24 protein-coding genes are annotated in these 26,616 nt (G+C 70.5%); 17 read left to right on the top strand and 7 right to left on the bottom strand.

Annotated features, from left to right (window positions below; translation table 11 throughout):
• The first annotated feature begins 258 nt into the window (after window positions 1–258).
• The 9 genes from AB0H88_RS48895 (at window position 259) to rbsK (ending at window position 9,821) form a co-directional block, all read left to right on the top strand.
• Window positions 259–1,287, top strand: coding sequence for a LacI family DNA-binding transcriptional regulator (locus AB0H88_RS48895; RefSeq protein ID WP_357656574.1), 1,029 nt, complete (start codon window positions 259–261; stop codon window positions 1,285–1,287).
• Entirely contained in the window at window positions 1,284–2,192 is a 909-nt protein-coding gene (locus AB0H88_RS48890) for a sugar ABC transporter permease (protein WP_357656573.1), read from the top strand. The genes AB0H88_RS48895 and AB0H88_RS48890 overlap by 4 nt, the downstream gene beginning before the upstream one ends.
• Window positions 2,189–3,007 (top strand): carbohydrate ABC transporter permease, encoded by an 819-nt coding sequence (locus AB0H88_RS48885; RefSeq protein ID WP_357656572.1) that lies wholly within the window; start codon window positions 2,189–2,191, stop codon window positions 3,005–3,007. The genes AB0H88_RS48890 and AB0H88_RS48885 overlap by 4 nt, the downstream gene beginning before the upstream one ends.
• A gap of 9 nt (window positions 3,008–3,016) precedes the next feature.
• Complete coding sequence (locus AB0H88_RS48880) at window positions 3,017–4,330, top strand: sugar ABC transporter substrate-binding protein (protein ID WP_357656570.1); 1,314 nt, start codon at window positions 3,017–3,019, stop codon at window positions 4,328–4,330.
• Window positions 4,327–5,400, top strand: a complete 1,074-nt coding sequence (locus AB0H88_RS48875; protein ID WP_357656569.1) for an ADP-ribosylglycohydrolase family protein — start codon at window positions 4,327–4,329, stop codon at window positions 5,398–5,400. The genes AB0H88_RS48880 and AB0H88_RS48875 overlap by 4 nt, the downstream gene beginning before the upstream one ends.
• 6 nt (window positions 5,401–5,406) lie before the next feature.
• On the top strand, window positions 5,407–6,375 hold the full coding sequence (locus AB0H88_RS48870; RefSeq protein ID WP_357656568.1) for an ADP-ribosylglycohydrolase family protein: 969 nt from the start codon (window positions 5,407–5,409) through the stop codon (window positions 6,373–6,375).
• Window positions 6,372–7,511: an ADP-ribosylglycohydrolase family protein gene (locus AB0H88_RS48865; RefSeq protein ID WP_357656567.1), complete on the top strand. Its 1,140-nt coding sequence runs from the start codon at window positions 6,372–6,374 to the stop codon at window positions 7,509–7,511. The genes AB0H88_RS48870 and AB0H88_RS48865 overlap by 4 nt, the downstream gene beginning before the upstream one ends.
• 76 nt (window positions 7,512–7,587) lie before the next feature.
• Window positions 7,588–8,940, top strand: a complete 1,353-nt coding sequence (locus AB0H88_RS48860; protein WP_357656566.1) for an ADP-ribosylglycohydrolase family protein — start codon at window positions 7,588–7,590, stop codon at window positions 8,938–8,940.
• A complete protein-coding gene (gene rbsK / locus AB0H88_RS48855) occupies window positions 8,937–9,821 on the top strand; it encodes a ribokinase (protein WP_357656564.1) in 885 nt (294 codons plus the stop codon). Before AB0H88_RS48860 ends, rbsK begins: the two co-directional genes overlap by 4 nt.
• Window positions 9,822–9,875: 54 nt before the next feature.
• Here rbsK and AB0H88_RS48850 read toward each other — a convergent pair whose 3' ends face one another.
• Together AB0H88_RS48850 and AB0H88_RS48845 are read right to left on the bottom strand one after the other, a co-directional pair.
• Window positions 9,876–10,259, bottom strand: a complete 384-nt coding sequence (locus tag AB0H88_RS48850; RefSeq protein WP_357656562.1) for a hypothetical protein — start codon at window positions 10,257–10,259, stop codon at window positions 9,876–9,878.
• A gap of 105 nt (window positions 10,260–10,364) precedes the next feature.
• The gene (locus AB0H88_RS48845; protein WP_357656561.1) at window positions 10,365–10,766 is read right to left on the bottom strand and encodes a helix-turn-helix transcriptional regulator; all 402 of its coding nucleotides are present in this window, start codon (window positions 10,764–10,766) and stop codon (window positions 10,365–10,367) included.
• Between the two features lie 603 nt (window positions 10,767–11,369).
• On the opposite strand from AB0H88_RS48845, the gene AB0H88_RS48840 reads away from it, so the two are divergent.
• A complete protein-coding gene (locus AB0H88_RS48840) occupies window positions 11,370–11,657 on the top strand; it encodes a hypothetical protein (RefSeq protein WP_357656559.1) in 288 nt (95 codons plus the stop codon).
• Between the two features lie 178 nt (window positions 11,658–11,835).
• A complete protein-coding gene (locus tag AB0H88_RS48835; protein ID WP_357656557.1) occupies window positions 11,836–13,428 on the top strand; it encodes a sulfatase in 1,593 nt (530 codons plus the stop codon).
• 112 nt (window positions 13,429–13,540) lie between these two features.
• Here AB0H88_RS48835 and AB0H88_RS48830 read toward each other — a convergent pair whose 3' ends face one another.
• Complete coding sequence (locus AB0H88_RS48830) at window positions 13,541–14,824, bottom strand: esterase-like activity of phytase family protein (protein ID WP_357656555.1); 1,284 nt, start codon at window positions 14,822–14,824, stop codon at window positions 13,541–13,543.
• A gap of 331 nt (window positions 14,825–15,155) precedes the next feature.
• On the opposite strand from AB0H88_RS48830, the gene AB0H88_RS48825 reads away from it, so the two are divergent.
• Window positions 15,156–16,622, top strand: a complete 1,467-nt coding sequence (locus tag AB0H88_RS48825; RefSeq protein WP_357656553.1) for a sialidase family protein — start codon at window positions 15,156–15,158, stop codon at window positions 16,620–16,622.
• A gap of 173 nt (window positions 16,623–16,795) precedes the next feature.
• Here AB0H88_RS48825 and AB0H88_RS48820 read toward each other — a convergent pair whose 3' ends face one another.
• A complete protein-coding gene (locus AB0H88_RS48820; protein ID WP_357656552.1) occupies window positions 16,796–17,491 on the bottom strand; it encodes an FCD domain-containing protein in 696 nt (231 codons plus the stop codon).
• 207 nt (window positions 17,492–17,698) lie between these two features.
• On the opposite strand from AB0H88_RS48820, the gene leuA reads away from it, so the two are divergent.
• Complete coding sequence (gene leuA / locus AB0H88_RS48815) at window positions 17,699–19,375, top strand: 2-isopropylmalate synthase (protein ID WP_357656608.1); 1,677 nt, start codon at window positions 17,699–17,701, stop codon at window positions 19,373–19,375.
• A 48-nt stretch (window positions 19,376–19,423) separates the two neighbouring features.
• On the opposite strand, the gene pyrF is transcribed toward leuA, so the two are convergent.
• The gene (gene pyrF, locus AB0H88_RS48810; protein WP_357656550.1) at window positions 19,424–20,230 is read right to left on the bottom strand and encodes an orotidine-5'-phosphate decarboxylase; all 807 of its coding nucleotides are present in this window, start codon (window positions 20,228–20,230) and stop codon (window positions 19,424–19,426) included.
• A gap of 136 nt (window positions 20,231–20,366) precedes the next feature.
• Between pyrF and AB0H88_RS48805 the strand changes: the two genes are divergently transcribed.
• Together AB0H88_RS48805 and AB0H88_RS48800 are read left to right on the top strand one after the other, a co-directional pair.
• Entirely contained in the window at window positions 20,367–20,843 is a 477-nt protein-coding gene (locus AB0H88_RS48805; protein ID WP_357656549.1) for a DUF2283 domain-containing protein, read from the top strand.
• 54 nt (window positions 20,844–20,897) lie between these two features.
• On the top strand, window positions 20,898–21,692 hold the full coding sequence (locus AB0H88_RS48800) for an HAD-IIB family hydrolase (RefSeq protein WP_357656548.1): 795 nt from the start codon (window positions 20,898–20,900) through the stop codon (window positions 21,690–21,692).
• A gap of 67 nt (window positions 21,693–21,759) precedes the next feature.
• Here AB0H88_RS48800 and AB0H88_RS48795 read toward each other — a convergent pair whose 3' ends face one another.
• Complete coding sequence (locus AB0H88_RS48795) at window positions 21,760–23,994, bottom strand: hypothetical protein (RefSeq protein ID WP_357656546.1); 2,235 nt, start codon at window positions 23,992–23,994, stop codon at window positions 21,760–21,762.
• Window positions 23,995–24,278: 284 nt separating this feature from the next.
• Between AB0H88_RS48795 and AB0H88_RS48790 the strand changes: the two genes are divergently transcribed.
• A complete protein-coding gene (locus AB0H88_RS48790) occupies window positions 24,279–24,650 on the top strand; it encodes a hypothetical protein (RefSeq protein ID WP_357656544.1) in 372 nt (123 codons plus the stop codon).
• An 84-nt stretch (window positions 24,651–24,734) separates the two neighbouring features.
• Here the strand turns inward: AB0H88_RS48790 and AB0H88_RS48785 are convergent, their stop codons facing one another.
• Window positions 24,735–25,415, bottom strand: a complete 681-nt coding sequence (locus AB0H88_RS48785; protein WP_357656543.1) for an endonuclease V — start codon at window positions 25,413–25,415, stop codon at window positions 24,735–24,737.
• Window positions 25,416–25,493: 78 nt separating this feature from the next.
• Here AB0H88_RS48785 and AB0H88_RS48780 point away from each other — a divergent pair, with 78 nt between their 5' ends.
• Window positions 25,494–26,609: an alpha/beta hydrolase fold domain-containing protein gene (locus AB0H88_RS48780; RefSeq protein WP_357656542.1), complete on the top strand. Its 1,116-nt coding sequence runs from the start codon at window positions 25,494–25,496 to the stop codon at window positions 26,607–26,609.
• The last annotated feature ends 7 nt before the right edge of the window (window positions 26,610–26,616 follow it).

Genomic DNA, 26,616 nt, shown 5'->3' with positions numbered 1-26,616 from the left:
TTCCCGACCGGAATCCCCATCCCATCCCATCCCGTCCCCGCCCCTCGCCCCCGCCCCTCGCCCCCGTCCCCGCCCCTCGTCCCCGACCTGACCCCGTTAGGCACCTGCCTGGCTCTGGATGGAGCCAGGCAGGTCCCTTGACCTCGCGTTATGCGATCGTGACTTGACCCCGTACGTAACGTGCATGTTTCATGTCCCACACGCCGTAAACGTTTACAGCGATTTTAGGAAGCGTTCGACGCGCATGGAGGGACAGCCTTGGCCGACGGACCCACGATCACCACGATCGCCGAGCGCGCGGGCGTCTCCATCGCCTCGGTCTCGCGGGTGCTGAACGGCCTGCCGACCAGGCAGGAGACCGTGCGCAAGGTGATGGCCGCCGCCGACGAGCTCGGTTACGTGCGCAACGCCGTGGCCAGGTCGCTCAAGTCGCGCCGCACGCACCAGGTCGCCTTCGCCATGGCCGACATCGGCAACCCGGCCTACCTGGCCATGCTGCGCGAGATCCAGCCCGTGCTCAAGGCGGCGGGCTACCGGCTCGTCCTGCACTCGACCGACGCCGTCGCCGCCGACGAGATCGACGTGCTGCACAGCCTCGGCGAGCGCTACGTCGACGGACTGATCATGAGCCCGCTGCGCGTCACCGAGACGCACCTGCGGATGCTGGCCACCGCCAGGGCGCCCGTCGTGATCATCGGCTCGGTGCCCGACGGGACGCCGGTCGACAACGTACGCGCGGACTCGCGTACCGGCGTCAGGCTCGCCATCGACCACCTGCACATGCTCGGCCGCCGCCGGATCGGCATGGTCAACGGCCCGCTCGACACCGTGCCGGGAGCCGCCCGCGGCGCCGCCTATCGGGAGGCGCTGGCGGCGGTCGGCCTGCCGTACGAGGAGAAGCTGGTGGAGATCGGCGACTTCTACCGCGCGGAGGGCCGTCGCGCGGTGGCGACGCTGCTGCGGCGGGTGCCCGACATCGACGCGCTGATGTGCGCCAACGACCTGATCGCGCTGGGCGCGCTCGACGTGCTGCGCGCGGCGGGCAAGCGGGTGCCGCAGGACGTCGCGGTGGTCGGCATGGACGACACCGACCTGGCCGCCGCCTCCTGGCCGTCGCTCACCAGCGTCTCGCTGGGCTCCGCCGAACGCGGCAAGGCCGCCGCCGAGCTGCTGCTCGACCGGCTGCGGCACGGCGATCGCGAGCCCCGCCTGGTCACCGTCCTGCCCCGCCTGGTGGTCCGCGCGTCCACGGCAGGCGAGGCCTCCGAGGGAGGAAGGTCTTCATGACGGCGACCGCGACCAGGCCCCCGCAGACGCGGCGCAGGCGACCCAGCGGCATCTCGCGGCAGACCCGCGAGATGTGGGTGCTCATGCTGCCCGCGCTGGTGCCGGTCCTGCTGTTCAGCGTGGGCCCGCTGCTCTACGGCATCGGCCTGGCGTTCACCGACGCCGAGTCGGGCCGCAACCACGTCACCAGCTTCGTGGGCCTGGAGAACTTCGGCACGCTGCTGGCCGACGAGGAGTTCTGGGCGTCGATCAGGATCGGCCTGATATGGGCCGTGTCGGTGACCGTGCTGCAGTTCCTGGCCTCCCTGGGGCTGGCGCTGCTGCTCAACCAGAAGCTGTGGTTCAGGGGGCTGGCCCGGGTGCTGGCCGTGGTGCCGTGGGCGATGCCACCCGTGGTCATCGGCCTGATGTGGCGGCTGGTCTACCACCCCGACGCCGGGATCGTGAACACCACGTTCGGCACCGACATCAACTGGCTCGCCGACTTCTCCTGGGCCCTGCCCGCCATCATCGTCATGGGCGTCTGGAGCGGCATGCCGCAGACCACGGTCGTCCTGCTGGCCGGTCTGCAGGGCATCCCCAAAGAGCTCTACGAGGCGGGCGAGGTCGACGGGGCGGCCACCTGGCGCAAGTTCTGGAGCATCACGCTGCCGCAGCTGCGGCCCGTGATCGTCACCATCACCTCGCTCGACTTCGTGTGGAACGTCAACCAGTTCACCCTCGTCTACGTGCTGACGCAGGGCGGGCCTGGGGGGCGTACCAGGCTGCCGATGCTGTTCGCCTACGAGGAGGCGTTCCGCTACGGCTTCTTCGGCTACGCGGCGACCATGGGCGTCACCATCGTGATCGTCGTGCTGGGCCTGCTCGGCTTCTATCTCTGGCGGCAGATGCGGGAGGCGTCATGAAGAAGATCCCGCAGTACGCGGCACTCCTGGCCTACATGGTCTTTCTGGCGTTCCCGCTGGTGTGGCTGCTGTCCACGGCGCTCAAGACGCCGCAGGAGATGGCCAACCTGCACCCGACCTGGATCCCGGACCGGCCGACGCTGGCCAACTTCAGCGACGCCTTCGGTGAGCAGGACCTGGTGGGAGCCGGGCTGCGCAGCCTGATCGTGGCCCTGTCCAGCTCCGTGCTGACGGTCGCCGTCTCGCTGCCCGCCTCCTACGCGCTGGCCCGCTACAAGGGTGTGCTCAAGCGCGTAGCGCTCGGGTGGGTGCTGGTCAGCCAGGTGTTCCCGTTCATCCTGATCATCATTCCGCTGTTCATGGTGCTCAAGCAGCTCGATCTGGTGAACACGCTGTTCGGCCTGGTGGTCGTGCACGTGACCTTCACACTGCCGTTCGCGCTGTGGATGCTCCAGGGGTACGTGCGCTCCGTGCCGCGCGAGCTGGAGGAGGCCGCGGCCATGGACGGCGCGACCCGCCTGCGCTCGATCGTCAGCATCGTCGCGCCGCTGCTCGCGCCGGGCGTGGTGGCGACGCTGCTCTTCTCGTTCATCTCCTCGTGGAACGAGTTCCTGTTCGCGCTCGTGGTCCTCAAGGACCCCGATGTGATGACGCTGCCGCTGACGCTGGTGAGATTCACCGGCCCTGAGGGAGTGTCGAGGCTCGGCCCGCTGGCCGCGGCGTCGCTCATGGCGACGATCCCGAGCCTGATCTTTTTCGCAATCATCCAGCGACGGCTGAGGTCCGGCCTGATGGCCGGCGCTGTGAAGGGCTAGGAGGCTCTTATGCGTATCAAATCCGCGTTGGCGGCGGCGGCGATCGTCGCGCTGGCCGCCGGGTGCGGTGGAGGCGGTGGCGACGCCGGCTCCGGAGAGTCCGCCAAGCCCGGGGAGCCGGTCAAGCTCAACTTCCTCAGCCTCGCCTGGCAGAAGGAGTCGGTCGCGGCCAACAAGCAGCTCGTCGAGGAGTGGAACAAGGCCAACCCCACCATCCAGGTCACCTACGTCCAGGGCAGCTGGGACAACGTCAACGACCAGCTCGTCACCTCCTTCGAGGGCGGCGACCCGCCGGACGTCATCCACGACGACTCCCCGGCCCTGTCGGGCTTCGCCTCCAAGGGCTACCTGCTCGACATCAAGGACAAGGTGCCCGCCGAGCTCAAGAGCGACATCCCGCAGCCCGCCTGGGACACCGTCACCTTCGACGACGGCAAGGGCAACCAGGGCGTGTACGGCGTACCGTTCCTGCAGGAGTCGCAGGTCATCATCGCCAACAAGAAGCTGCTCGACGCGGCCGGCGTGCGTGTCCCCACCTCCGACAACCCGTGGACGTGGGACGAGTTCGCCGAGGTCAGCAAGAAGCTCACCAAGAGCGGCTCCTTCGGCGTGGCCTGGCCCATGAAGTCGCCGGTCAACAAGACGCTGAACCTGGCGCTCAACTTCGGCGGCACCTTCTTCCAGACCGCCGATGGCAAGACGACCGTCAAGGTGGGCCCGGAGGAGAAGCAGGTTCTCCAGCGCATCCACGACCAGCTCTACAAGGACAAGTCCGCCGACACCTCGGCGCTCGGCATGGGCACCGCCGACCCGCTGCCCGGCTTCTTCGCCGGCAAGTACGCGATGCTGCCGGTCGGCGTCTACCTGCGCCAGCAGGTCGTCGAGCAGGCGCCCAAGGGCTTCGACTGGGTCACCCTCCCGCCGCTGAAGGGCACCACCGGTGACCAGGGCGCGGTCTCGCAGACCCTGTCCGTCGCCGCCGACAGCAAGCACGCGGAGGAGTCGCTGAAGTTCATCTCCTTCTTCCTCAACGGCACCAACCAGGCCAAGCTCGCCAAGGGCGACTGGCTGCTGCCCACCTCCGCCAAGGCCGCCGCCGACCCGGCGATGACCACCAAGGAGAACGGCTGGGACGTGGCCACCGCCTCCGCCAAGAACCTCGTCGTGGCGCCGTTCCTCAAGGTCAACGGGTTCGACGAGTGGAAGAGCAAGGTCGCGACGCCGGTCCTGCAGCAGTACTTCGCCAACAAGATCTCGATCGACGACGCGGCGGCGAAGCTGGTGGCGGACGGCAACAAGGTGCTGGAGCGGTACCAGCGGTGACTTATCGCGACAGGGCCCGGGGGTGTCTGCTCGGCCTGGCGGCCGGCGACGCCCTCGGGGCGCCCGCGGAGAACCTCACGCCGGCGGAGATCCGCCGGCGGTGGGGCCGGCTCACCGAGATCGAGGGCGGGGGCACGGACGACACCGAGTACGCCATCTTCGCCTCCTCGCTGCTGGTACGGCACGGGCACGCGCTGACCTCGGCCGACGTGGCCCGCGCCTACCGTACGGAGATCATCCCCCGGGTGACCGGGCCGATGCGCGGCGCCGGGTTCTCCGAGCTCGGCACCATCGAGGCGCTCAGGCGCGGGCTGGAACCGCCGCTGTCCGGGCTCGTCCATCAACACGGCTGGTCCGACGGGCTGGCCATGCGGGCGGCGCCGTACGGAGTGTTCTGCCCCGGCGATCCGGCGGAGGCCGCCCGGCTCGTCGAGGAGGACGGCCGGGTCAGCCAGTCGGGCGAGGGCGTGCTGGGCGGCCGGGCCGTCGCCGGGGCGGTGGCCGCCGCGATGACCGGGGCCGCGCCGCTGGAGGTGGTGGCCGCCGCGCTGTCGGTGATCCCCGCGGACTCGTGGACGGCCCGCGACATCGTCCGGGCCCGCGACGTGATCGTCGCGAACGACGCTGTCTTCACGCGGGACTCGGACGCGCGGGACTCGGTCGCGCGGGACTCGGACATGCGGGACTCGGACGTGCGGGACTCGGTCGCACGGGACTCGGACGCTTCGGGTGGCGACGAGCTGCCGGTCGTCGAAGCGCTTCACCAAGCCGTGGTGGTCGAGCACTACCCGTGGACCGACGTGGCGCCCGAGGCCGTGGCGCTCGCCCTGGCCGCCTACCTGGCGGGCGGTGGCGACGTCGAGGCGACCGTCACGTTCGGGGTGAGTCTCGGCCGTGACGCCGACACCATCGGCGCCATCGCCGGCGCCATCGCGGGTGCCGGGCAGGGGCGGGACGGCGTACCGGAACGCTGGGCGAGCAGGATAGGCCCCGTGACGGGGAAATGCCTGCCCGTCGTGGCCGGCAGGCACGTGCTGGACGTCGCCGACGAACTGGCGGAAGGACTGTAGGAACTCATGTCGGGGGACAGAATCGCGGGAGCCTTCGTCGGGCTCGCCGTGGGAGACGCTGTGGGCTGGCCCGCCACCAGGCACCGGTCGGCGCTGCACGCGCCGTGGAGCAGACGGCTGCTGCGCGAGCTCGACACGTTCGCGGAGGAGCACCGGGTCACCACGCTGCCGGTGCCGTTCGCGCTGAACCAGCCCGTGGCGCCGCTGGCCGTCGGCCCGTCCGACGACGCCGAGTGGCTCGCCTGGACGGTGCGTACCATCGACCGGCCGCGCGCCGAGGCGTTCCGCGAGCTGGTGGGCCGCGAGGACATCCGGGCGCGCATCTCGGTGGCCACCGCGCTCGGCAACCTGGCCAAGGGCGTCGAGCCCCCGGCCAGCGGTCACGACAACCCACACCATTTCGACGACGCCGCCGCTGTCAGGGCCGTCGCCTTCGGCGCGCTCGGCCGTGACCCGGCCGAGGACGCCCGGGTGACCAACTCCGGTGACGGCCTGCTCGGGGCTCTGGCCATGGCGGCCGCGGTGGCCGAGGCGGTGGCGACGGGCTCGGCTTCCGCGGCGGCCGGGGCGGCGCTGGCCGTACTGCCGCCCGACACCGCGATCGGGCACAACGCCCGGCTGGCGCTGGAGGTGGCGCGGAAGGCGGGCGACGCTTTCGCCGCCGTGCCCGCGCTCGACGCCGCGCTGCTCGACCACATCTACAGCTACGGGGTGGGCGCCGCGCAGACGGTGCCCGTGGCGCTGGCGCTGGCCGAGGTGGCGGGCGGCTCCCTGAGCGCGGCCGTACCGGCCGCCGCGTGCCTGGCCGCGCTGGCCGATTCGGCGCCCGCGCTCACCGGGGCGCTCACCGGAGCGTGCGGCGGGCTCGACGCGATCCCGGAGGGGTGGACCGCGTCGGCCCGCACACTGGCAGGGTGCTGTCTGCCGGAACTGGCAGGAAAAGATCTCATCGAACTCTTGGAGGAACTCGCATGACGCCGCTTGAGGACAGGGCGACCGGCTGCGTGGCGGGGGCGGCGGTCGGTGATGCGCTGGGCGGCGCCACCGAGGGCTGGACTCCCGAACAGATCACCACCAGGTACGGCGGGCACGTGGAGGGCATCGTGCCCCCGTACAACGAGGACTGGCGCAACGCCCGGCCCATCGCCCCGTACCACAAGGGCGATGGCCACATCACCGACGACACCCTCATGACGCACGCGCTCATCCGCGTCTACGAGAAGGTCGCGGGTCACCTCGGGGCGTACTCGATGGCCGAGCACTTCGTAGCCGAGCTCATGGGCGAGCGCCGGTGGATCCCCGAACTGGAGGCCGAGGCGCTGCCGCTCCAGCGGATCTTCCTGGCCGAGAAGTGGATCGTCGCCCGGCTGCACTACGGCCACGTGGACCCGCGCGAGGCCGGTGTCGGCAACATCGTCAACTGCGGCGCGGCCATGTACGTGGCGCCGGTCGGCATCGTCAACGCCGCCGACCCCGACGCCGCCTACGCCGAGGCCATCGACCTGACCGGCGCCCACCAGTCGAGCTACGGCCGGGAGGCGGCCGGCGTCATGGCGGCGGCCGTCGCCGAGGCCATGCGGCCCGGCGCGAGTTTCGACTCCGTGGTGGCCACCTGCCTGCGGCTGGCCAAGGACGGCACCAGAGCGGCCATCGAGGCGGTCTGCGAGGCGGCCGCCGGACTCGGCCACTGGGACGGGTCGTTCGAGACGCTGCGCGCGGCCATGCGGCCGTTCGACACGGTCGCCGACACCTACCGCGACCAGGGGCTCGGCGCACGGCGGCCGAGCCGGGTGCACAGCATCGAGGAGCTGCCGCTGGCGCTGGGCTTCCTCGTGGTGGCCAAGGGCGACTACCGCGACACCGTGCTCGGCGGCGTCAACTACGGCCGCGACGCCGACTCGATCGCCTCCATGGGTGGCGCCATCGCCGGCGCCCTGGGCGGGCTCGGTTCGATCCCGGGCGAATGGGTCTCGCAGGTGGCCGAGGCGAGCCGTACCGACCTGGAGGCGCCCGGCCGGGCGATCGCCGAGGTCGCCCGCCGGGTGCACGCCGACGACGCGGCCCGCCGTCGCGCCGTCGAATCCGCCTTCGCCGCCCTCGACGGCCAATGATCCGCCTCAGCCGGGCGCGTTTGGAAGGGCCGGTGGGCAGATTCACGTGGGTGCGGTCCGAAGGCCAGGTGGGCCGATGATCCGTCTGACCTGGGTGCAGCCCGAGGATCTGGTCGGCCACGAGCTGCGCCAGGCCGCCGAGGACGGCAGGGACGTGCGTGACATCGCCGAGCGGTGGCACGCCGCGGGCGGCCACGACGCCCCGCCGCGCGCCGGGGCCTCCGAGCCCGGCGCGCTCAGGCTGCGGCCGCTCGCCGAGGACCTGCTGGACGAACTGGCCGCCATCCCGTCGCCGCTCGACCTCGACGAGCCGTCCGACCTGCCCGCCATCATCGCCGCCTGCCCGAACTGGCCCGCTCCCGCCGCTCCCCGGCAAGTCGACGGGGCCCTTCAGGTGGATCCGGCTCGTGTGCTGGGGGCCTGGCAGGGCAGGGCGGCCGGCTGCGTGCTCGGCAAGCCGGTCGAGAAGATCCCCCGCGCGGGCATCAGGGAGATCGCCGAAGCCACCGGCAACTGGCCCATCACCGGCTGGTTCACCGCGAAGGGCCTGCCCGGCGACATCGCCGAACGATGGCCGTGGAACCGGCGCAGCGCCGTCAACTCGCTGGCCGAGAACATCGACGGCGTCCCCGAGGACGACGACCTGAACTACCCGCTGCTCGCCCTGTCCGTCCTGGAACGGCACGGCCGCGGCTTCACCACCGACGACGTGGCCAAGCTGTGGCTCGACGAGCTGCCCGCCGGCCGTACGTTCACGGCGGAGCGCGTCGCCTACCGCAACCTGCTGGCCGGGGCGGAGGTGCCGGAGACGGCGACGTACCGCAACCCGTTCCGGGAGTGGATCGGCGCGCTGATCAGGACCGACGTGTACGGGTGGGTCAATCCCGGCGATCCGGCCACCGCGGCCGAGTACGCCTGGCGCGACGCCCGCCTCACCCACACCGCGAACGGGATCTACGGCGCCATGTTCGCCGCCGCCATGTGCGCGAGCTCCCTGGTCGCCTCCTCGGCCGCCGAGGTGGTCGAGGCCGGGTTGTCCGTCGTCCCGCCGCGATCCCGGCTCTACCAGGCGGTACGGCAGGCGGCCGAGGACGCCTCGGCGGAGAGTGACTTCGAGCGGGTCGTCGACCGGCTGCACGAGCGGCACGGCGCCCTGCACTGGGTACACACGATCAACAACGCCGCCCTGGTCGCCGTCACGCTGATCCACGGCCGGGGCGACTTCACCGCCACCATCGCCGGAGCGGTCGCCGGCGGCTGGGACACCGACTCGGCCGGCGCCACGGCCGGGTCCGTCGCGGGCGCGCTGAACGGCGGAGTCCCGGAGCGCTGGAGGATGCGTGACGCTCTGGCCAGCAGCCTGACCGGCTTCGATGGGGTGGGGCTGGGCGATTTGGCCCGCCGTACACAGGAGATGATGAGGACATGATCTCGGTCTTCGGCAGCGCGAACATGGACCTCGTCGCCTACGTGTCGCAGGCCCCCAAGCGGGGCGAGACGGTCACCGGGCGCGGATTCCGTACCATTCCCGGCGGCAAGGGCGCGAACCAGGCGATCGCGGCGGCCCGTGCGGGCGCCGTGGTGGCGTTCCTGGGCGCGGTGGGCGACGACGGCTTCGGCGCCGAGATGCGCACCACCCTGGCCGCGGCCGGAGTCGAGGTCGCCCAGCTGCGGCAGGTGCCCGGTCCGAGCGGCATCGCGCACATCGTGGTGGACGACGAAGGCGGCAACTCGATCATCGTGGTGCCCGGCGCCAACGGCACCGTCACCGGGCCCACCGAGGACGACGTCGCGGTGATCGCCGGCTCACGGGCGCTGCTGCTGCAGCTGGAGCTGCCGATGGACGCGGTGATCGCCGCCGCCCAGGCCGGCCAGGTGTCGGACGTACCGGTGATCCTCACCCCCGCGCCCGCCCAGCCGCTGCCGGACGCGCTGCTCGACGCCATCACGCTGATCGTCCCGAACGAACACGAGGCCGCCGACATCACCGGCGCCGACTCCGCCGAGACGGCATTGGAGGAGCTGCTCGAACGGGTCCCGGAGGCTGTCATCACGCTGGGCTCCGAGGGGGCGCTGTACGGCTCACGGTCGGGCGAACGGCTGCGCGTACCCGCCGTACAGGTGAAGGCGGTGGACACCACGGCGGCGGGCGACACCTTCGTCGGCGCGCTCGCGGTCGCCCGCGCCGAGGGCCTCCCCGCCGCCGCCGCACTCCGCTTCGCCTCGGTAGCGGCGGCGCTGTCGGTGCAGCGAGAGGGCGCGAGCACATCGATGCCCAGCCGCGCGGAGATCGACGACTTGCTCGCCTGATGCTGGGCAGGTGGGGGTGATGCCCTGCGGCGGGAATGCCAACAGGGCCGTGCGTCACTCGACTCGGGAACCCGACTTCCGCGCCGCTTCTGACGTCTCTGCCTGTGCACCATTCACCGGCAGTTCGGCTCTGACCGCGAATTGCACGGAAGCGACCCTGGTCTCGTCCGCTTCCATGACCCACTCATAGACATGACCCGCTACCAGCGGCAGAGGTGGAATCGGGATGGCGAAGCTGAGATTGTAGGGGACTCGCGTCGCCATCGGCTCCAACCGTTCAGCGTCCGGCGTGATCTCGCCGGTGAAGGAGAGCGTTCCGTCGCTGTCCGCGAACGGGCGGACAGGTTGCCCCTCTTCGTCCAGAAGATGCAAGGCGAAGCGGATCTTCGCCCTCAGATCCTCCCGCGGGACGCGCAAAAAACCTGCGACAGCGGACATCGAGACCATAGGCCCTGTCACAGACCAGCCTGCTCCGAGCAGGTTGATCTTTCCGGTGGCCCCATCGGTGCTGGCTGCGTCGCCTAGGACTAGGAAGCCCTGCATTTACTGGACAGCTCTCTTCAATTCGAGTGCCCCTGCGGCACGCGTGGGGGGTGGGGACACAGTGCCAGTGAGGCCCTCGATCACCACGCGCGCTGATGTCGATGTTGTGCCATAGGTAGTGCCGGGCGTCTTCACGACATGGAAGACATCAGCACCTATCGCGAGCGCGTAGCGACGGATGGTGGACAAGCGGGGGTCTCCGCCGAGGCGCTCGAAGTCCGACACGGCGGGCTGGCTGCGATTCATCTTGTCGGCTACGTCAGCCTGCGTCAGCCCAAGTTGCTTGCGGGCTCCGACCAGGGTCTCGATGAGGCGCACGTCTCGCTCGATGGCTGCGTTCTCACGCTGAACCTCGGGATCATCCGGGTCGATACCGAGCAGTGCGGCGATGTCGCGGTCCACGTCTACCTCCACTTATCGGTTCTACCTTATATTCTGTGCTGCCATTCGGCCAGTCGATTCCTCGCTCTCTCGATCGCTCGTTCCTGTGCGCCGTTGCTGCCCTTCTTGTGAAACTTGAGACCGAGTAGAAGGTGGTCCCCGTCGGTGAGCACCGTGTAGTACAGGCGATACTCGTCACCTCCGTAACTCAGCCGGGCCTCGCTGAGTCCTCCGCCCAGATGGCGCACATCTCGGTCCAGGACGCTGCCGTGCTCGATCCGCCACATCAAGTGGCTCAGTTCGAGGAGGGGAGGCTTGCCCTGGAGAACATCGTGGATCTCTTTGCTGACGACTTCAGCCCCAGCAGGGGTGGTGTAGAACTGCCACCTAGCCTGGACCGTTCCAACACGGACACCCCTCTACCGCCAGCCGCAGCGCCATCGCTGGCATCCGAATGTACAGGCAAAGATCGACACAAGGGCGTGTCCGCAAGGTAAGGGTCGATCTGCCTGAGGCGAGCCCCCACCTGGCGCTGGAACGGTCGCCCCACCTCGGCTTCAAAGTCGCGTCTGAAGATTGTCCCTGCGGACTGTTGGAGAGGAGTTCGGCGGGCAGGTGGGGGTGATGAACGAAGATCTGCCTGATGCGGTGAACCGGGATGGTGGCGAGAGCGACGTGGTGGCGGAGCGGTCAGGGGCCGACACCCCGAAGGCGCGCCGCCCCGTACCCGCCGACTGGCCCGACACCGACACGAACCCCGCGATCCCCACCCCCGAAATCAACGGCCCCGATACCGACACCGACGGTGACACCGCTGCCGCAACTGACGCCGACAGGCGCGCCGGCACCGGAGAAGAGGCGGGCGACGGCGGCGAAAAGGAGGTACGACCCGAGGCGGGTCCTACTGGATGACGGGGCGGTGGTCCGTCCACGCGAGTACAGCCGAGTGTGCACCACGGCGAGTATGCCGTGATGCACACTCGGCTCACTCTTGCCAGGAAGCCTTGAGGATCAACCGGTTGATCGGCCCCATCGGGCGCCATTAGCCTGAATTTTTCCCTCATCTCCCCAGCTTGTAAAAGAGGCAGTCATGGCGATGACCCGACATATTCGCAGGGTCTTAGCGGCGATATCCGCCATCATCCTGAGCCTGAGCCTGGTGTCGCTGGCCGGCACGGGCACGAGCGCGGCCACCGGGCCCAAACGGCCGAACATCATCTTCTTCCTCGTCGACGACCTGTCCGCCGATCTGCTTCCGTACATGGACACGGTCCGCGGCTTGGCCGACAACGGCACCACGTTCACCAGTTACTACGTGTCCAACTCGCTGTGCTGCCCGTCGCGGGCCTCGATGTTCACCGGCCAGTTCCCGCACAACACCGGCGTGGCCACGAACCTGAACACCGACCGCGGCGGCTACAAGGCGTTCGCGCCGCACGAGCCCAGGACGTACGCCGTCTCGCTCGAGCAGGCCGGATACCGTACCGGCTACCTCGGCAAGTACATCAACGAGTACCCGGTGGGCGCCGACTACCACGTGCCGCCGGGCTGGGACGAGTGGCACGTGGCAGCCGGCGGCGGCTACAACGAGTTCAGGTACCAGCTCACCCGCTACGTCAAGGGGGAGACGCCCGCCCTGGACGACTCCGACGGCACGTACCTGGTCGACGAGCTGGGGCAGCGGGCGACGGACTTCATCGCCCGTTCGCGCGAGCGGGCCCCGGGGCAGCCGTTCTTCCTGCAGGTGTCGCCGTTCGCGCCGCACTCCAGGCTCGGCGTCAAGGCGGGCGACAAGGAGCCGCGCTTCCCGCCCGCGCGCCGCGACCGGCCCAAGACCCAGTTCCCGGCCGGGGAGTTCCCGCACGGCGACTGCGGCGGGCCCGACTGCAACGGCATCGACGTGGCCGCGCTGCCCTCGTTCGACGAGGACACCGCCGACAAGCCCTCCTGGGTACGCCGCGAGCCGCTCGCCCCCGCCCTGGTCAAGCAGCTGCGCAAGGACTTCCGCGACCGGATCCGCATGGTGCAGTCGGTCGACGACATGGTGGCGCGCGTCATGGGCACGCTGACGGACGCCGAAAAGCGCAATACGTACGTGGTGTTCACCAGCGACAACGGCTTCCACCTCGGCCAGCACCGTCTCGTACGCGGCAAGTCCACCGCCTACGACCACGACGTACGGGTGCCGCTGCTGGTCAAGCGGCCGACGGCGGGACGGCAGGGCAACCTGGTGACCGGCGCCATCGCCCAGAACGTCGACCTGTTCGCGACCTTCCTCGACATGGCCGGGGTCGGCGCGGCCACGCGCGACAGCCGCGACGGGCGCAGCCTGCTGCCCCTCATTCAGGGGCGCAAGGTGAAGGACTGGCGCGAGGCGGCGCTGATCGAGCACGTCAAGCCGAACCCGGCCGCGCCGGGCGGCGAGCCGGACCCCGACGCCGAGCCACTTCAGGCGGGGAACTCCCAGCCGCCCAGCTACGCCGCCGTGCGCACCGCCGGGGACCTGTACGTCGAGTACGAGGGCCACGCCAAGCCCGAGTACTACAACACGGTGACGGACCCGAAGCAGGAGTCCAACGACCCCGACAACGCCAGGACCGCCGACCTGGGCAAGGCCCTCGACGCGCTGGCGGGGTGCGGCAAGCCCGGCGCACCGGACTGCTGGACCGCGGCGCGGCTCTGACCTGTCGCGTTCCGCGCCTTCGTGGGCGGCGCGAAACTGGGGGAGTTCGACATCTGACTTCCCAGGTGGAGGCCCCGGTAATCGCGGGGGCCTCCACCTGCCCGCACGTCCTTCAGCCAATCGGGCGCGCCAAGCGGATGGTGAGGATCCGGCTGGTGACGCCGCTGTCCACCAGTCGCCCGTCCGCCCCGAACTCGCCGAGCCCGAAGTCGTTGTCATTGGCGACCACGAGCGTCCGCGGGTCGAGCAGGGCGATGCCCTCGACCTTGCCAGGCAGAGTGGGGGCGACCTCGGACAGGTCGGCGACGAGCGACTTGGCCGGGACCTTGACATTCCCCAGGTCGGCGAGCGCCTCCAGTGACGGCGCGGTGGCCGGGTCGTCATACCGCCCGCCCAGCAGGTTCGTGGCCTTGGCCAGGTCGATCTGGTAGATCCGGGCGACGTTGTCGGTCCGCTCGTCCACCAGCAGCCGGCGGCCGCCCACGTACGCCAGACCGGAGAGCTTCATTTCGCTCTGGTCGCCGTTCGCCTTGGGGTCGAAGGTCGTGACGTCCTCGAAGCGGTAGGCGTACTCTCCGGTCACCCGCGCCGCGCGGATGCCGAACGTGAGGATCCGGCCGATGCGGGAGGACTTGCCGGTCTTCTTGTCTGGATTGGCCAGCGGGCTCTGCACCGCGAGGTACAAGGTGTCGCCGTCGATCGCCAGCCCTTCGAACCCGCGGTTCTGCTGGCGGGAGGCGAGGATGGCCGGCAGCGTCTCCTTGACCGGGTAGTCGGCGCCGGTGAGGTTGAGCCCCTCGGGGACGTGCCGGGCCAGCACCTGCCCCCGCTCGGAGACGTGCAGCAGCGACGGCCCGTACTCGTCGACCAGCCAGAAGTCGCCGCGCGGGGTCCGCACCAGGTCCTCGGTGTCCACCCCGCTCGGGTTGTACGTCAGCGCGGTCTGGCCGTCCCAGGTGTAGGGCACCTCGTCGTGGCCGGGCTGGTTGCTGAGCCCGGTGATCGGCTTGCCGGAGGTGCCGACCAGGGGGAGGTACTTCTTGATCTCGACGCCGAACCGGGTGGCCACCCGCACGATCGCGGGGCCGAATTCCGGGATGGGGAACGTGCGCCGCTTGTCCGCACCCACCTGCCCGTTGGGGCCGCGGTCGGTGACCATCCAGTAGTCCCCGCGCCGCCCGGCCGGGAACAATCCGCTGCCGACCCCACCCAGCTTGACCCCGCGATCATCGGCGATGGACGGCTGCAGATCACCGAGGGGTACGGGCGGGATGCTCACGTCCTTGACCACCACGGGCCGCGGCGCGGCCTCGGCCGAGGAGGGAGCGACGGTCGTGGCGGCGGCGACCGCCGGGCCGACGACGAGCGCCAGACCCACGAGTACGGGACGGAACATGGTACGGCCTTTCACCCCAGCGAATACGAGCGTCCTGACCCTATTGACGTCAAACGTCCACTTGTTGAAGCGCCGATGAACAGGCCTAACCGAAGTCGCGACGGCGCAGCGCGAACAGCCCGCCGCACCGCGGCAGCGCGGGAATCGCCGATGCGCCCTTCGCCGGAGGCGGCTTGGGGCTTGCGATCGTTCGGCGGTGATCATTCGGCAGACGAAACTGATCTTGTGCCGGTAATCTTCCCTGCGTCGTTCGCCGGACGCCGGGGAAATGCCACATTCCCCCGGCGAGCCGGTGACGTCTTCATCAACACAACGAAGATGAGGAATGCTCGTGATCCGACGCTTCAGGGCTCTGTTACCCGCAGCGGCCATCCTGCTGGCCGGCACCGTCGCGCAGCCCGCTACCGCGGACGACGCCGCGACGGGCGGGTCCGCCATCGTACGGCCGGTCTCGGGTACCAGCCCGCTGCCCGCAGGCTGCGGACTTCCCCCGGCCGACGGCTACACCCTGAACCCCAACACCGAAGTCCTGCCCATGCTGGCGCGGGACCCGAACCGTCCGCAACACCTCGTCACGGTGTACCAGCAGGATCGCTGGAACCGGTACGGCAGCAACGGCGCAGTCACCGCCGTGTCGGACGACTACGGCCTGACCTGGCAGAAGTCCCAGAACCTGCCCGCCTTCTCCCAGTGCAACGGCGGCACGAGTGCCAACGGCGGAGACTACGCCGTCACGACGGACAACTGGGTCACCGTCACGCCATCGGGTGCCGCGGTGGCCGCGTCGTTGTCGATGTCGCGCGCCGGCGACGTGACCGCCATCCTGGTGGCCCGCTCCGGCGACGGCGGCCGGACCTGGGACGCGCCGGTCACCCTGCAGCGGGACGACAACCCGCGCTTCTTCAACGACCGCCCGTCGGTGACCGCGGACCCGTATCACCCGGGCGTGGTCTACGCGGTGTGGGACCGCATCGACGACCAGTCGACCAGCACCACGCCGAACTGGGTACAGCCGGTCTACCTGGCCAAGTCGACCGACGACGGACGCACCTGGACCACACGCAAGGTGTACGACGTGCCCACCAACAGCGGCGTCATCGGCACCCAACTGGTGCCGCTGCCGGACGGGACGCTGCTGATCGGCATGCACCATGAGACGATCACCGACGGCTCCACCCAGGTCATCCGCTCGACCGACGGCGGCACGACCTGGTCGGCGCCGACGCTGAACGTCCCGGCCCCGCTCGCGGTGGGTCCCCGTATCCCGGACCCGGACAACTCGGGCGACCCGGTACGCAACGCCGCCCTGCCGCAGCTGGCCGCCCAACCGGGCACCCAGGTGGTCAACGCCGTCTGGCAGAGCCAGGAGGCCGACGGCACCTTCCACGTGGCCTACTCGCGCTCGGCGGACGGCGGGAAGACGTGGTCCGCCCCGATCCGCCTGGACAAGTCGCCCACCGGTTCCGCCGCCGTACCGGTCGTCGCCGTGTCCAAGACGGGCACCGTGGCGGTCACGTACTACGACTTCCGCAACAACACCTCCGACCCGGCCACCCTGCCCACTGACCTGTGGGCGGTGACCTGCTCGAGCGGCTGCGCGAAGTCGGGGGCGTGGCGTGAGCAGCACATCGAGGGGCCGTTCGACACGCGGAAGGTCCCCTTGACGAGCGTGGGACGCCTGCTCGGTGACTACACCGGCCTCGTCTCGGTCGGCAACGCCTTCACGGCCGTGTACGGCGTCTCCACCAGCGATGCCGCCAACCCGGTGGACCTGCACAGCGCGATCTTCTCCGGCTGAGCGGCCGTACGCCGCCGGCGGGGTCCGGGCAGACCGGGCCCCGCCGCTGGGACGCGACCGTCGAGCCGTAGCGCCCGCGCGGGCGTATCAGGGGCGGGCGCCCCGGATCGACGTGGTCCACGGTCAGGACGGTGGCGATGAAGTTGTTCGATCACCGGCCAGGCGCTTACCGGTCAGGCCTCGTTGCGATGCAGCAACGCCAGCGTCTGTTCCAGCTCCGTCTGCAGGATGCGGCTCGCCGCCTCCCCATCCCCCTGCCGGATGGCGTCCACCAGCCCGGCGTGCGCGTCGTCGCCGGGATTGGGCTCGGTGTCCCGCAGGCCGAGCAGCTGCACCACGTCCACCAGCCGGCCCCGCAGTGCCGGGGCGAACTCGGCGAACAGGTCGTCGAGCACCGGGTTGCGCGCCGCCGCCACGACCGCCGCGTGCAGCGCGATGTCCGCGTCCACGAAACCCGCGTCGTCGCCCCCGGCCGCCGTCCGCCGCGCCCGCAGGGCCGCCTCCAGTGAGGCGAGGTCCTCGTCGGTACGGCGGGCCGCGGCCAGGCGGGCGGCCTGGGTCTCGACCATCATCCGCACCTCGTAGACGTCCGTGATCGCGGCCCGGCGCAGGCGGGTGGGCCAGTCGGCGGCCGGTTCGGTGGCGATGACGAACACGCCGCTGCCCTGGCGGGCCTGCACCAGCCCGGCGCCCGCCAGGGCGCGCAGCGCCTCGCGGACGGTGGAGCGGCCGACGCCGAGGGTCTTGGCCAGGGCGTTCTCGCCGGGGAGCCGGGTGCCGATCGGCCAGTGTCCGCCGGTGATCTGCTCGCGCAGGTGCTCGGTGGCCTGTTCGACCAGGGGGCTGGGACGGAGGGTGCCGAGCGGCATCGCGGGTTAACCTCTCAGGTTGTCTGAGGACCTGTGTTGTGGTTAGTGTACCCGGCATGACGTCACGTGGTCTCCTTCTCGGCCGCCGCGGCGGGGCCTGAACGACCGGCACCCCGCCGCGGTGGCTCCGCAGTGCCGGTCGAACCCCAGAAGAACGACCGGGAAGGAAACCCCGTGCACGACTGGAACCCGCAACGCCCCAGCGCCATGCCGTACCACCGCTACCAGCCCGCCCACCGGCGCGTCGAGGTGCCGCTGACCGAGCGCGGCTGGCCCGCGCGGCGCATCGAGCGGGCGCCGCTCTGGGTGCCCGTGGACCTGCGCGACGGCAACCAGGCGCTGGCCGAGCCGATGGACCCGGCGCGCAAGCGGCGGATGTTCGAGCTGCTGGTGGCCATGGGCTTCAAGGAGATCGAGGTCGGCTACCCGTCGGCCAGCCAGACGGACTTCGACTTCGTCCGCGACCTGGCCGTGCCGGGGGCGGTGCCGGAGGACGTGACGATCGTCGTGTTCACGGCCGCCAGGCGCGACCTGATCGAGCGGACCTTCGCCTCCGTCGAGGGACTGCCGCGCGTCGTCGTCCACCTCTACACGGCGACCGCTCCCGTCTGGCGTGACGTGGTGCTCGGCCACGACAGGGAGGCCTTGCGCGCCCTCATCAAGGACGCGGCCGGGCACGTCGCCCGCCTGGCCGACGCCCGTCCGGGGCCGCCGATCAGGTACGAGTTCTCGCCGGAGGTGTTCAACCTCACCGAGCCCGACTACGTGCTGGAGGTGTGCGACGACCTGACGGCCCTGTGGGAGGCGAGCCCGGACCGCCCGGTCATCCACAACCTGCCCGCCACGGTCGAGACCGCCACCCCGAACGTCTACGCCGACCAGATCGAGTACATGCACCGCCACCTGGCCCGCCGCGACTCGGTGATCCTCTCGGTGCACCCGCACAACGACCGCGGCACCGGCGTCGCCTGCGCGGAACTGGCGCTGCTGGCCGGGGCGCAGCGGGTCGAGGGCTGCCTGTTCGGCAACGGCGAGCGCACCGGCAACGTCGACCTGGTCACGCTCGCGCTCAACCTGCACTCACAGGGCGTGGACCCGATGCTGGACCTCTCCGACATCGACGCCATCCGCCGTACGGTCGAGCACTGCAACCGGCTGCCCGTGCCCGACCGCCACCCGTACGCCGGTGACCTGGTCTACACCGCCTTCTCCGGCACCCACCAGGACGCCATCGGCAAGGGCCTGGCCCACCATGCCAAACGGGCCGCAGAGCTGGGCGTGCCCGTGGAGCAGGCGCCCTGGGAGGTGCCGTACCTGCCGATCGACCCCGCCGACGTGGGCCGCGACTACCAGGCCGTGATCCGCGTCAACAGCCAGTCGGGCAAGGGCGGCATCGCCTACCTGCTCAACACTCACCAAGGGCTTGACCTGCCGCGACGGCTGCAGATCGACTTCTCGGCGGTCGTCCAGCGGGCCACGGACGGCAGCGGCGCCGAGATGACGGCCGAGGAGCTGTGGCGGCTCTTCCAGGCCGCCTACCTGGATCCGGCGGACGACGGGCCGTACGCGCTCGCCGACTGGAGCACCGCCGAGACCGGGCCGGGAGCCCACGAGTTCGCCGGCACCAGGAGCGACGGCGGCGGCGAGCTGCGGGGGACCGGCAACGGTCCGCTGTCGGCGCTGGCCGGCGCGCTGGGCGGGGTGGACATCCTCCACTACGCGCAGCACGCCACCGGGCCGGGCCAGGACAGCCAGGCCGTCGCCTACGTGGAGGCGCGCGTGGGCGAGACGGTCCGGTGGGGAGCGGGCCGCGACACCTCCGTGCTGACCGCCTCCGTCCGCGCCCTGCTCGCCGCCGCCAACCGAGCGGTAGGACCTGCCTGAGCCACGCGGGCGGCACCTAGGGATGTCCGTGGTCCGGGAGCGCGCCCGTCAGGAGGACAGGTGGCGGGCGCAGTCGTCGCGGTAGCGCTGCACCAGCTCGCGGATCCGCTCCGGGTCGGCGAGCACGGCCCGCGACACCGACGGCACGACCGCCTGCCGGACAGGACCGAACAGCCGGGCCAGGTCGGCCGGAGCGGCGCCCTGCGCGCCCAGGCCCGGCGCCAGGATGGGGCCGTTGAGCTGCTCCAGCGGATGCTCCAGCGACGGGAGGGTGGCGCCGATCACGACGCCGACCGGGCCCAGCGGGGCGCGGCCCGCGTTCGCCGCCGCGGCGCCCGCGAAGATCTCACCCGCGACCGCCGTCTGCAGCGCGACGGCCTCCGGGTTGGAGGTGCGCGCCAGGACGAAGACGCCGGCGTCGTTGGCGATCGCCGAGGTGATCGCGCCCTCCAGCGAACCGAACCCGAGGTAGGGGCTGAGCGTCACGGCGTCGACCGCCAGCGGGCTGCCCCGGTCGAGGTAGGCCTCGGCGTAGGCGGCCATCGTGCTGCCGATGTCGCCCCGCTTGACGTCGAGGATCACCACCGTGCCCGCCTCACGCAGGTCGGCGATGACGCTCTCCAGCACGGCGATGCCCCGGCTGCCCCAGCGCTCGTAGAAGGCGGACTGCGGCTTGACCACCGCCGCCACGTCGCCGATCGCGTCGACCACGGTACGGCTGAACCGCTCCAGCCCGGCCGGGGAGTCGTCGAGCCGCCACGCGTTGAGCAGCGCGGGGCTGGGGTCGATGCCTACGCAGAGTGGGCCGTACTTGTCGAGCCTGGACCGCAGCCGTGTCCCGAACGACTCATTCACCACTGGACTCCCCTCGCGACGTACGCAGACTAACGGCGCCGGTCTCATGCGGGAAAGGTTTTCGACCATGGCGATATGGGCTGCCTCTTCTCGCCTCCAGTCTTCCAGAGTTCGCCTCCGGGGTAGATCAGCTGACATGTACGAGATCGCCCACCGCACGCTGACGCTGCGCACCGAGCCGCTACGCGAGGCCGTCGTCACGATCGGGCTGCCGATCGAGGAGCCGACGGGGGAGTGGTCGTGCCCTTACCGAATCGACGGGCTCGCCGGGTGGGAGCACGATCGCAAAGTCACCGGCGTCGACTCGCTCCAGGCGCTCGAACGCGCCATGACCATGGTGCGGGCCGCGCTCGCCGGCTCGCACGAGGCCAAGGAAGGGTTGCTGAGCTGGGACGAGGAGCCCACCGACGGACGCGAGCACACGGTGTACGTCCGGTGGGAGAAGGAGCACGACGTCGCCTATATCGCGATGAAGCACGAAATAGTGCCAGGAGAGGCGGTGCGGCAGACCCTGTCGGAGGATGTCGTGCTCGACTACGCGGAGTCGGGAGAGCTGCTCGGCGTGGAACTGCTCAACGCGACCACGACGATGCCGTCAGAGATGCGCCTCTGAAACGCCCGGCATATCCCCAAACGGGCGCTCAGCCGCACCGGATTTAATGGTGAGGTGATCCCACCCCGTATCGTGGCAACAGACCTTGACGGCACCCTCCTCGACTCCACCGGCTCCGTGTCCTCACGCACCCGCCGCGCCCTGGGGCGCGCCCGCGACGCCGGAGCGGACATCGTGTTCGTCACCGCCCGGCCGCCACGCGGCGTGGACCCGATCGCCGCGATGGCGGACGTCACCGGCACCGCGGTCTGCAGCAACGGGGCCGTCGTCTACGACCTGAACACCCGCGAGATCACCGGCACGTACACGCTCGACCTCGCCGCCGCGAGGAAACTGATGCACACGCTCCGCGAGGCGCTGCCCGGTGTCGCCTTCGCGGTGGAGACGGGCCGGCAGATCCTGGTCGAGCCCGCCTACACCAGGCGCATCCTCCCGGACCTGGCCTTCACCCGCGAGGTCACGGACGCCTGTGAGGAGGGTGAGCCGGTCGTCAAGCTGCTGGCCTGGTCACCGACGCACGTGGTGGACGAGATGTTCACCGCCGCCGTCGCGGCCGTCGAGGGCCAGGCCGAGGTGACGCACTCGGGCGGCAGCGGACTGCTGGAGATCAGCGCTCCCGGGGTGACGAAGGCCGGCACGCTGGCCCGGCTGTGCCAGGAGCGGGGGGTGGACGCGGCCGAGGTGGTGGCGTTCGGCGACATGCCCAACGACCTCGCGGTCCTCGCCTTCGCCGGGGCGGGGTACGCGATGGCCAACGCGCACCACATGGTGATGGCGGCCGTCGAGCGGCGCACGCTGTCCAACGACGACCACGGGGTGGCCGCGGTCCTGGAACGGTTGTACGCCTGACGAGGCTTGTGACCCGGTTGTCCGGATGTTGACCATCGACCACCAGAGCGACTCTTACGGCCGGGTTTCACTTGCGGTAGACGACCTCCTTGTCGCCGGGAGCCGGGTACGCCATGATCAGCAGTCGCTGGCCGCCCTGTTCTTCGCCCTTCCAGGGGAACCAGGCGTAGTGCACCCGGATCCGATAGTGGCCCGCGCGGCCGTTGAGCGACAGGTCGGGCAGTTCGGTGCCGCTGATACTGTCCGAGAGCACGATCTCTCCCGTGGGGCTGTGGTAGCCGACCTCGACGACCGTGTCCCAGCCCTTGGTCTCCACGGGTGGGCGGCGCGGGTAGGTCTCGACGGTGACGCAGAGGTCGAAGTCGGGGTCCGTGATGACGGCTAGGATTCCGGGTTCGGACGAGACCAGCCCGTTGCCGGGGTCCAGGTTCGGACCCGCCTCCTCACCTTCGTACGTCTGCAGGACGCCGTAGTCGGTCATCTGGGGCTCCTTGACCCGGATGGCCATGGCCGGCTTGATGCGCGGCTGGTGGTGTGGCGTCGCGTCGCACATGCGCTGGGCCTGCGCCCGCATCTGCGCGATCCCCTGGTCCTGCTTGGCGCGCGCGGCCTTGACGACGGCGGCGGCGCTGGGGCAGATGCCGGCGAGCGGGTACGTCAGGGCACGGCGGTCGATCTTCCAGCGGGCCAGCTCGTGCGGGTCGTTACGCGTGTGGAGGTCGCACAGCCGGCGTCCGTAGGCGAGCACGACCTGGTCGGGCGTGGTGGCGGTGAACCGCGCCAGGCCGGTGCCCTCCTTACGGAGGGCGCAGACGAACTGCTGCCCGGCGGTCAGCTCAGGGGGCGGCTCCGGTCGTTGCTGTTCCCAGGGCGGGGGCGGATCGCACTCCTTGGCCGTGGTGGCGGGTCCGCGGGCCTGGTCCGCCGTGGGGAGAAGGCAGAGCGCCGCAGCCGAGGCGATGCCTGCCACGAGCAGGTGGCGTCGGCTGCGGTGAGCGGGCGGAGCGGCGTACAGGAACGTCAGGATGAGGGCGGACGCGGTGATCGCGAGGCCGTACCACAGCGGGGAGATACCGGTGGAGACGAGCGCGCCGCCCTTGACGAACAGGTTGTCGGGGTAGAGCGGCAGCTCCCCTGAGACAGGGTCGGAGGCCGTCTCGGTGAACGCGCTAGCGGTGGCGACGACGGCCAGCGAGAACAGCGACAACGTCGTGGCCCGCAGGAGGCGGTGGGTACGGCGCCAGACGGCGGCCAGGATGAGCAGTGATGGGACGCCGACGCCTACGAGGAGGTCGAGTGCGTACCAGGTGATGAGGAGCTCGGAGCTGCCGTTCTGTTGAACGACGTTCCATAACGCGTTCGTCGGCCCGAGCCAGAACGGCATTCCGTGCGCGAGATTGACGGCCGCCGGGAGCAGCGGGAGCACGGTCGCCACTACGGGGAGCGGCCATCGACTGGCGGGTGCTCGCACGGAGCGCGGCCGGGGCGTCGGCGGCATGAGACTGCCTAGGTCGTGCGCGGATCGAGCCCACCAGACCAGCCCGAAGACGGACAGCGCGCCGACGAGCTCGTAGATCAGCTGCTCCCAGGGCACCTCGCCTGACTCGCTGAACGTCACCAGCGAGCGGGGCTGGAGGAGCGACATGACCACCGCGACCATGCCGGTCCTCACGGTCGTGCCGCTCCAGCGCGGATCCCGCGCCTGCGCCACCAGTACCGAGATCATCCACGCCGGCCAGACGAGTTCCCCTACTCCGAACAGGTCGGCGATCCCGGCGGACGGGCCGACGCCCAGGCCCCCTATAACGGCGGTGGGCAGGTCGTTCGCTGCGCTCATCATCCCCGTCACGAGGATGATGAGCCGCAACCATCGGGAAGTGGTGCCGCGCAGCACGCGGAAGAACAGCCCGGCCGTGACCAGCTGGATCAGTCCGGAGATCAGCGGCAGCCACCAGGCGTACGGGATGGGGAGTGGCAGGAGCAGGCCGTAACCGACACTGACATAGAGCACGGCCCGGAGCAGGCGGACGTCCCTGCCGTGCCGCACCGGCTCGCCGCGCTCGCGACCCCGCAGTACCTGCCAGTACGCCCAGGCCTGCACCATCGCGATCAGGACCAGCAGGACCACGAGCCCCCACCACGGCTGGAGGTCGTCGGTCCCGAAGCCACTCCGGTCCGCGACGACCACCCAGAGGGGAGTGACGTCGCCGGTGGCCCATGCGACGACGGCGAGGGTGACCACGGCGGCCAGGTAGACCATGGCGAGGGCGGCCGCGATCCGGCCGAAACGGTGGCGGCGCATGAGGGTACTCCTGAGGGACGGAGCGAGGAGCGAAGCGCCCAACCCTAACGAGCCGCCGCCAAGTTGATCAAGAGTCGGTTGGGTAACGAGCCCCGGGTCAGCGGTACGAGCGGTCACGCTGTGATCCGCCCATCCGCATCCGCTGGGTCCGCCTGCCAACGGGAGATCAGCGAAGGCCTCTCCGTGTACGCCTCCTGGTGTACAGAGGATGACGACGGGCGTCGGATGCCGCGATGTCGTGGCGGCAAGATCCTTGAGACCTCACGAGGTCAAAGGAGAAGCGAGTGGTGACTCAGACCGCCAAGGGGACCGGATATCTGACCGAGTTCAAGATCCTTACCGCGCTGAACACGCTGGCGGTGCTCTTCCAGGCCGTGACGGCCGGCCAGCTGCTCAGCGGGGCGTCGGCGGGGCCGCACGATATAGGGGCGGGGGCCGTACATGTGCTCGGACTGGCGCAGCTCGTCGTGGCCGTGCTGGTCTGGCGGCCGGGGCGTGGGGCGGGATGGCCGGCGCTGGTCGGGCTGGCGATCCTGCTGCTCGGGTTCGTGCAGTCGGCGATGGGCGGGGCGGGTGTGCTCACCGTGCACGTGCCGCTCGGGATGGCGGTCTTCGGGCTGAGTGTATGGCTGCTGGTCTGGGCTTGGCGCCGCTGACCGGGTAACCGTTGACCGGGAAGCCGCCGATCGGGAAGCCGTTGCCTGGATGCCGTTGCCCGGACCGCTGGTGACGGTCGCCGGTTAACGGTTGTCGCCGTGTCTGGCCAGGTGGTCGGCCTTGCGGATGGGCTCCGGCAGGCGGTGGTACGGCGAGAGCCGCAGGACCTCGGCGCAGGCCGTGTCGAGGGTGATGCGGTGGCCCTGGGACACGTACACCGGCTTGACGTTCGACTGCGTACGCAGGGCTCGGCCCACGGTCGAGCCGTCCAGCTCGATCGGCGTCCATGCGCCCCGAGCGGGGTCCGGGGCGTCATGGGTGCCGACGAAATGGGTCTTGCCCACGCCGATCGCGGGCAGTCCGGTGAGTACGCCCAGGTGGCAGGCCAGGCCGAACCCGCGCGGGTGCGCCAGGCCGTACCCGTCGCAGACCAGCAGGTCGGGGGTGACGGTGAGCCGCTCGAGCGCCTCCACCAGCGCGGGCAACTCGCGAAAGGCGAAGAGCCCCGGCACGTACGGAAACCGCGCCTTGCCACGAACCACCACTTGCTCCAGCACCACGAGGTCATCGCCCGTGGCGGCGGTTGTGGAGAGCACCACCACGGCGGCGGCTACGTCGTCCTCGCCGTGGTAGTGCACGTCAAGTCCCGCCACCGAGGTGAACGCGGACGGGCCGGTCAGCTCGACGTGAAGCCGGAGGCGCTCCTGGATCGCCTCTGCCTCCGCGGTACTCGTTGGCCAGGAGTGAAGCTGGTTCACACGCACATGACTCAACCTATGCCCGTCTACTTCCGGGTGTCGTGACGAGGCTCAGCGATGAGATGTTCTGTAGTGTCGAGAATCGTGAGGGATGTCCTGGTGGTCGTCGGCCCAGGGCTGGTCGCCGACGCCGCGTTGCTCAGTGAGACCGCCGAACGCGAGTTCGCCGCCCTCGGCGTCTCCGGCGAGCTCGTGCACGCTCGTGACGCGGCCGAAGTCATGGCGTGTACGGCGGCCGGTGACGGTGAGTTCTCCGCCGCGGCCGTCGTGGTGGTTCCGGGGCCGGTGGATGAGGTGCGACGGCTCATGGGACAGTGCCTCGGGCCTCTCGTGTGGCTGGATCTCGCCCGGGTGGACGGGGCTGAGGTGGGAGAGGGGGCCACGCACATTCACGGGCGTGGCGTCGAGGGGTTGATCTGGGCGATTCGGCATGCCGTACACCGTCTGCGGTATCCGCGGACGCGGATCGCGTACGGGACGCATCGCGATCAGTGGGGTGAGTTGTACCTTCCCGAGGGGTTACTGCCCAGGTCCGCCACCTGCCAGGCCGAGGGGGACAGGCCGGCTGTCGTGGCGCTCGTTCATGGCGGGAACTGGCGGTCGAACTGGGCGGCCGATCTCATGGACGCGCTCTGCCTCGACCTCCTCGGCCGGGGGCTCGCCGTGTGGAACCTCGAATACCGGCGTCCCGACCTGCACGGGTGGCGGGCGACCGCCGCGGACGTGGCCGCCGGGCTGGCCGCGTTGTCGACCGTGGACGCGCCGATCGACCTCGACCGGGTCGCCGTCGTCGGTCACTCCGCGGGGGCGCAGCTGGCCTTCCGCGCGGTGGCCGACGGGGCGCGGGTTTCGCTGGTCGTCTCGCTGGCGGGGGTGCTCGACCTCGTCGAGGGCGACAGGCGCTGGCTCGGCTCCGGCGCGGTCGCCGCCGCCCTCGGCACAGCCGCCGGTTCCGGCCTCGAGGTCGGTACGGCGAGTCCGGTGCTCAGGTTGCCGTTGCGGGTCCGCCAGCTGATCGTCCAAGGGTCCGGGGACGAGCTGGACCTGGTGGACTTCGCGCGCCGCTACGCCAGGGCCGCCCAGGAGGCCGGAGATGACGTGACGTATCTGGAAATGTCCGGCGACCACTTCGCGGTGATCGACCCGCAGGCCCCGATCTGGCGCACCACCGCCCTCGCCATCACCGACGCCCTCCGATAACCCGGAC

The sequence above is a fragment of the Nonomuraea sp. NPDC050680 genome, assembly GCF_040654555.1.
Classification (GTDB): Bacteria; Actinomycetota; Actinomycetes; order Streptosporangiales; family Streptosporangiaceae; genus Nonomuraea.
This window is presented reverse-complemented; position numbering and strand designations above follow the sequence as displayed.

What these genes read in the sequence shown, in the direction of transcription:
- leuA (WP_357656608.1), top strand. Translation starts at nt 17,699, where the DNA reads ATGCCGTACCACCGCTACCAGCCCGCCCACCGGCGCGTCGAGGTGCCG.
- AB0H88_RS48795 (WP_357656546.1), bottom strand. Translation starts at nt 23,994, where the DNA reads ATGCGCCGCCACCGTTTCGGCCGGATCGCGGCCGCCCTCGCCATGGTC.
- AB0H88_RS48850 (WP_357656562.1), bottom strand. Translation starts at nt 10,259, where the DNA reads ATGTCCGCTGTCGCAGGTTTTTTGCGCGTCCCGCGGGAGGATCTGAGG.
- AB0H88_RS48890 (WP_357656573.1), top strand. Translation starts at nt 1,284, where the DNA reads ATGACGGCGACCGCGACCAGGCCCCCGCAGACGCGGCGCAGGCGACCC.
- AB0H88_RS48830 (WP_357656555.1), bottom strand. Translation starts at nt 14,824, where the DNA reads ATGTTCCGTCCCGTACTCGTGGGTCTGGCGCTCGTCGTCGGCCCGGCG.
- rbsK (WP_357656564.1), top strand. Translation starts at nt 8,937, where the DNA reads ATGATCTCGGTCTTCGGCAGCGCGAACATGGACCTCGTCGCCTACGTG.
- AB0H88_RS48820 (WP_357656552.1), bottom strand. Translation starts at nt 17,491, where the DNA reads ATGCCGCTCGGCACCCTCCGTCCCAGCCCCCTGGTCGAACAGGCCACC.
- AB0H88_RS48835 (WP_357656557.1), top strand. Translation starts at nt 11,836, where the DNA reads ATGGCGATGACCCGACATATTCGCAGGGTCTTAGCGGCGATATCCGCC.
- AB0H88_RS48860 (WP_357656566.1), top strand. Translation starts at nt 7,588, where the DNA reads ATGATCCGTCTGACCTGGGTGCAGCCCGAGGATCTGGTCGGCCACGAG.
- AB0H88_RS48885 (WP_357656572.1), top strand. Translation starts at nt 2,189, where the DNA reads ATGAAGAAGATCCCGCAGTACGCGGCACTCCTGGCCTACATGGTCTTT.
- AB0H88_RS48865 (WP_357656567.1), top strand. Translation starts at nt 6,372, where the DNA reads ATGACGCCGCTTGAGGACAGGGCGACCGGCTGCGTGGCGGGGGCGGCG.
- AB0H88_RS48840 (WP_357656559.1), top strand. Translation starts at nt 11,370, where the DNA reads ATGAACGAAGATCTGCCTGATGCGGTGAACCGGGATGGTGGCGAGAGC.
- AB0H88_RS48805 (WP_357656549.1), top strand. Translation starts at nt 20,367, where the DNA reads ATGTACGAGATCGCCCACCGCACGCTGACGCTGCGCACCGAGCCGCTA.
- AB0H88_RS48870 (WP_357656568.1), top strand. Translation starts at nt 5,407, where the DNA reads ATGTCGGGGGACAGAATCGCGGGAGCCTTCGTCGGGCTCGCCGTGGGA.
- AB0H88_RS48880 (WP_357656570.1), top strand. Translation starts at nt 3,017, where the DNA reads ATGCGTATCAAATCCGCGTTGGCGGCGGCGGCGATCGTCGCGCTGGCC.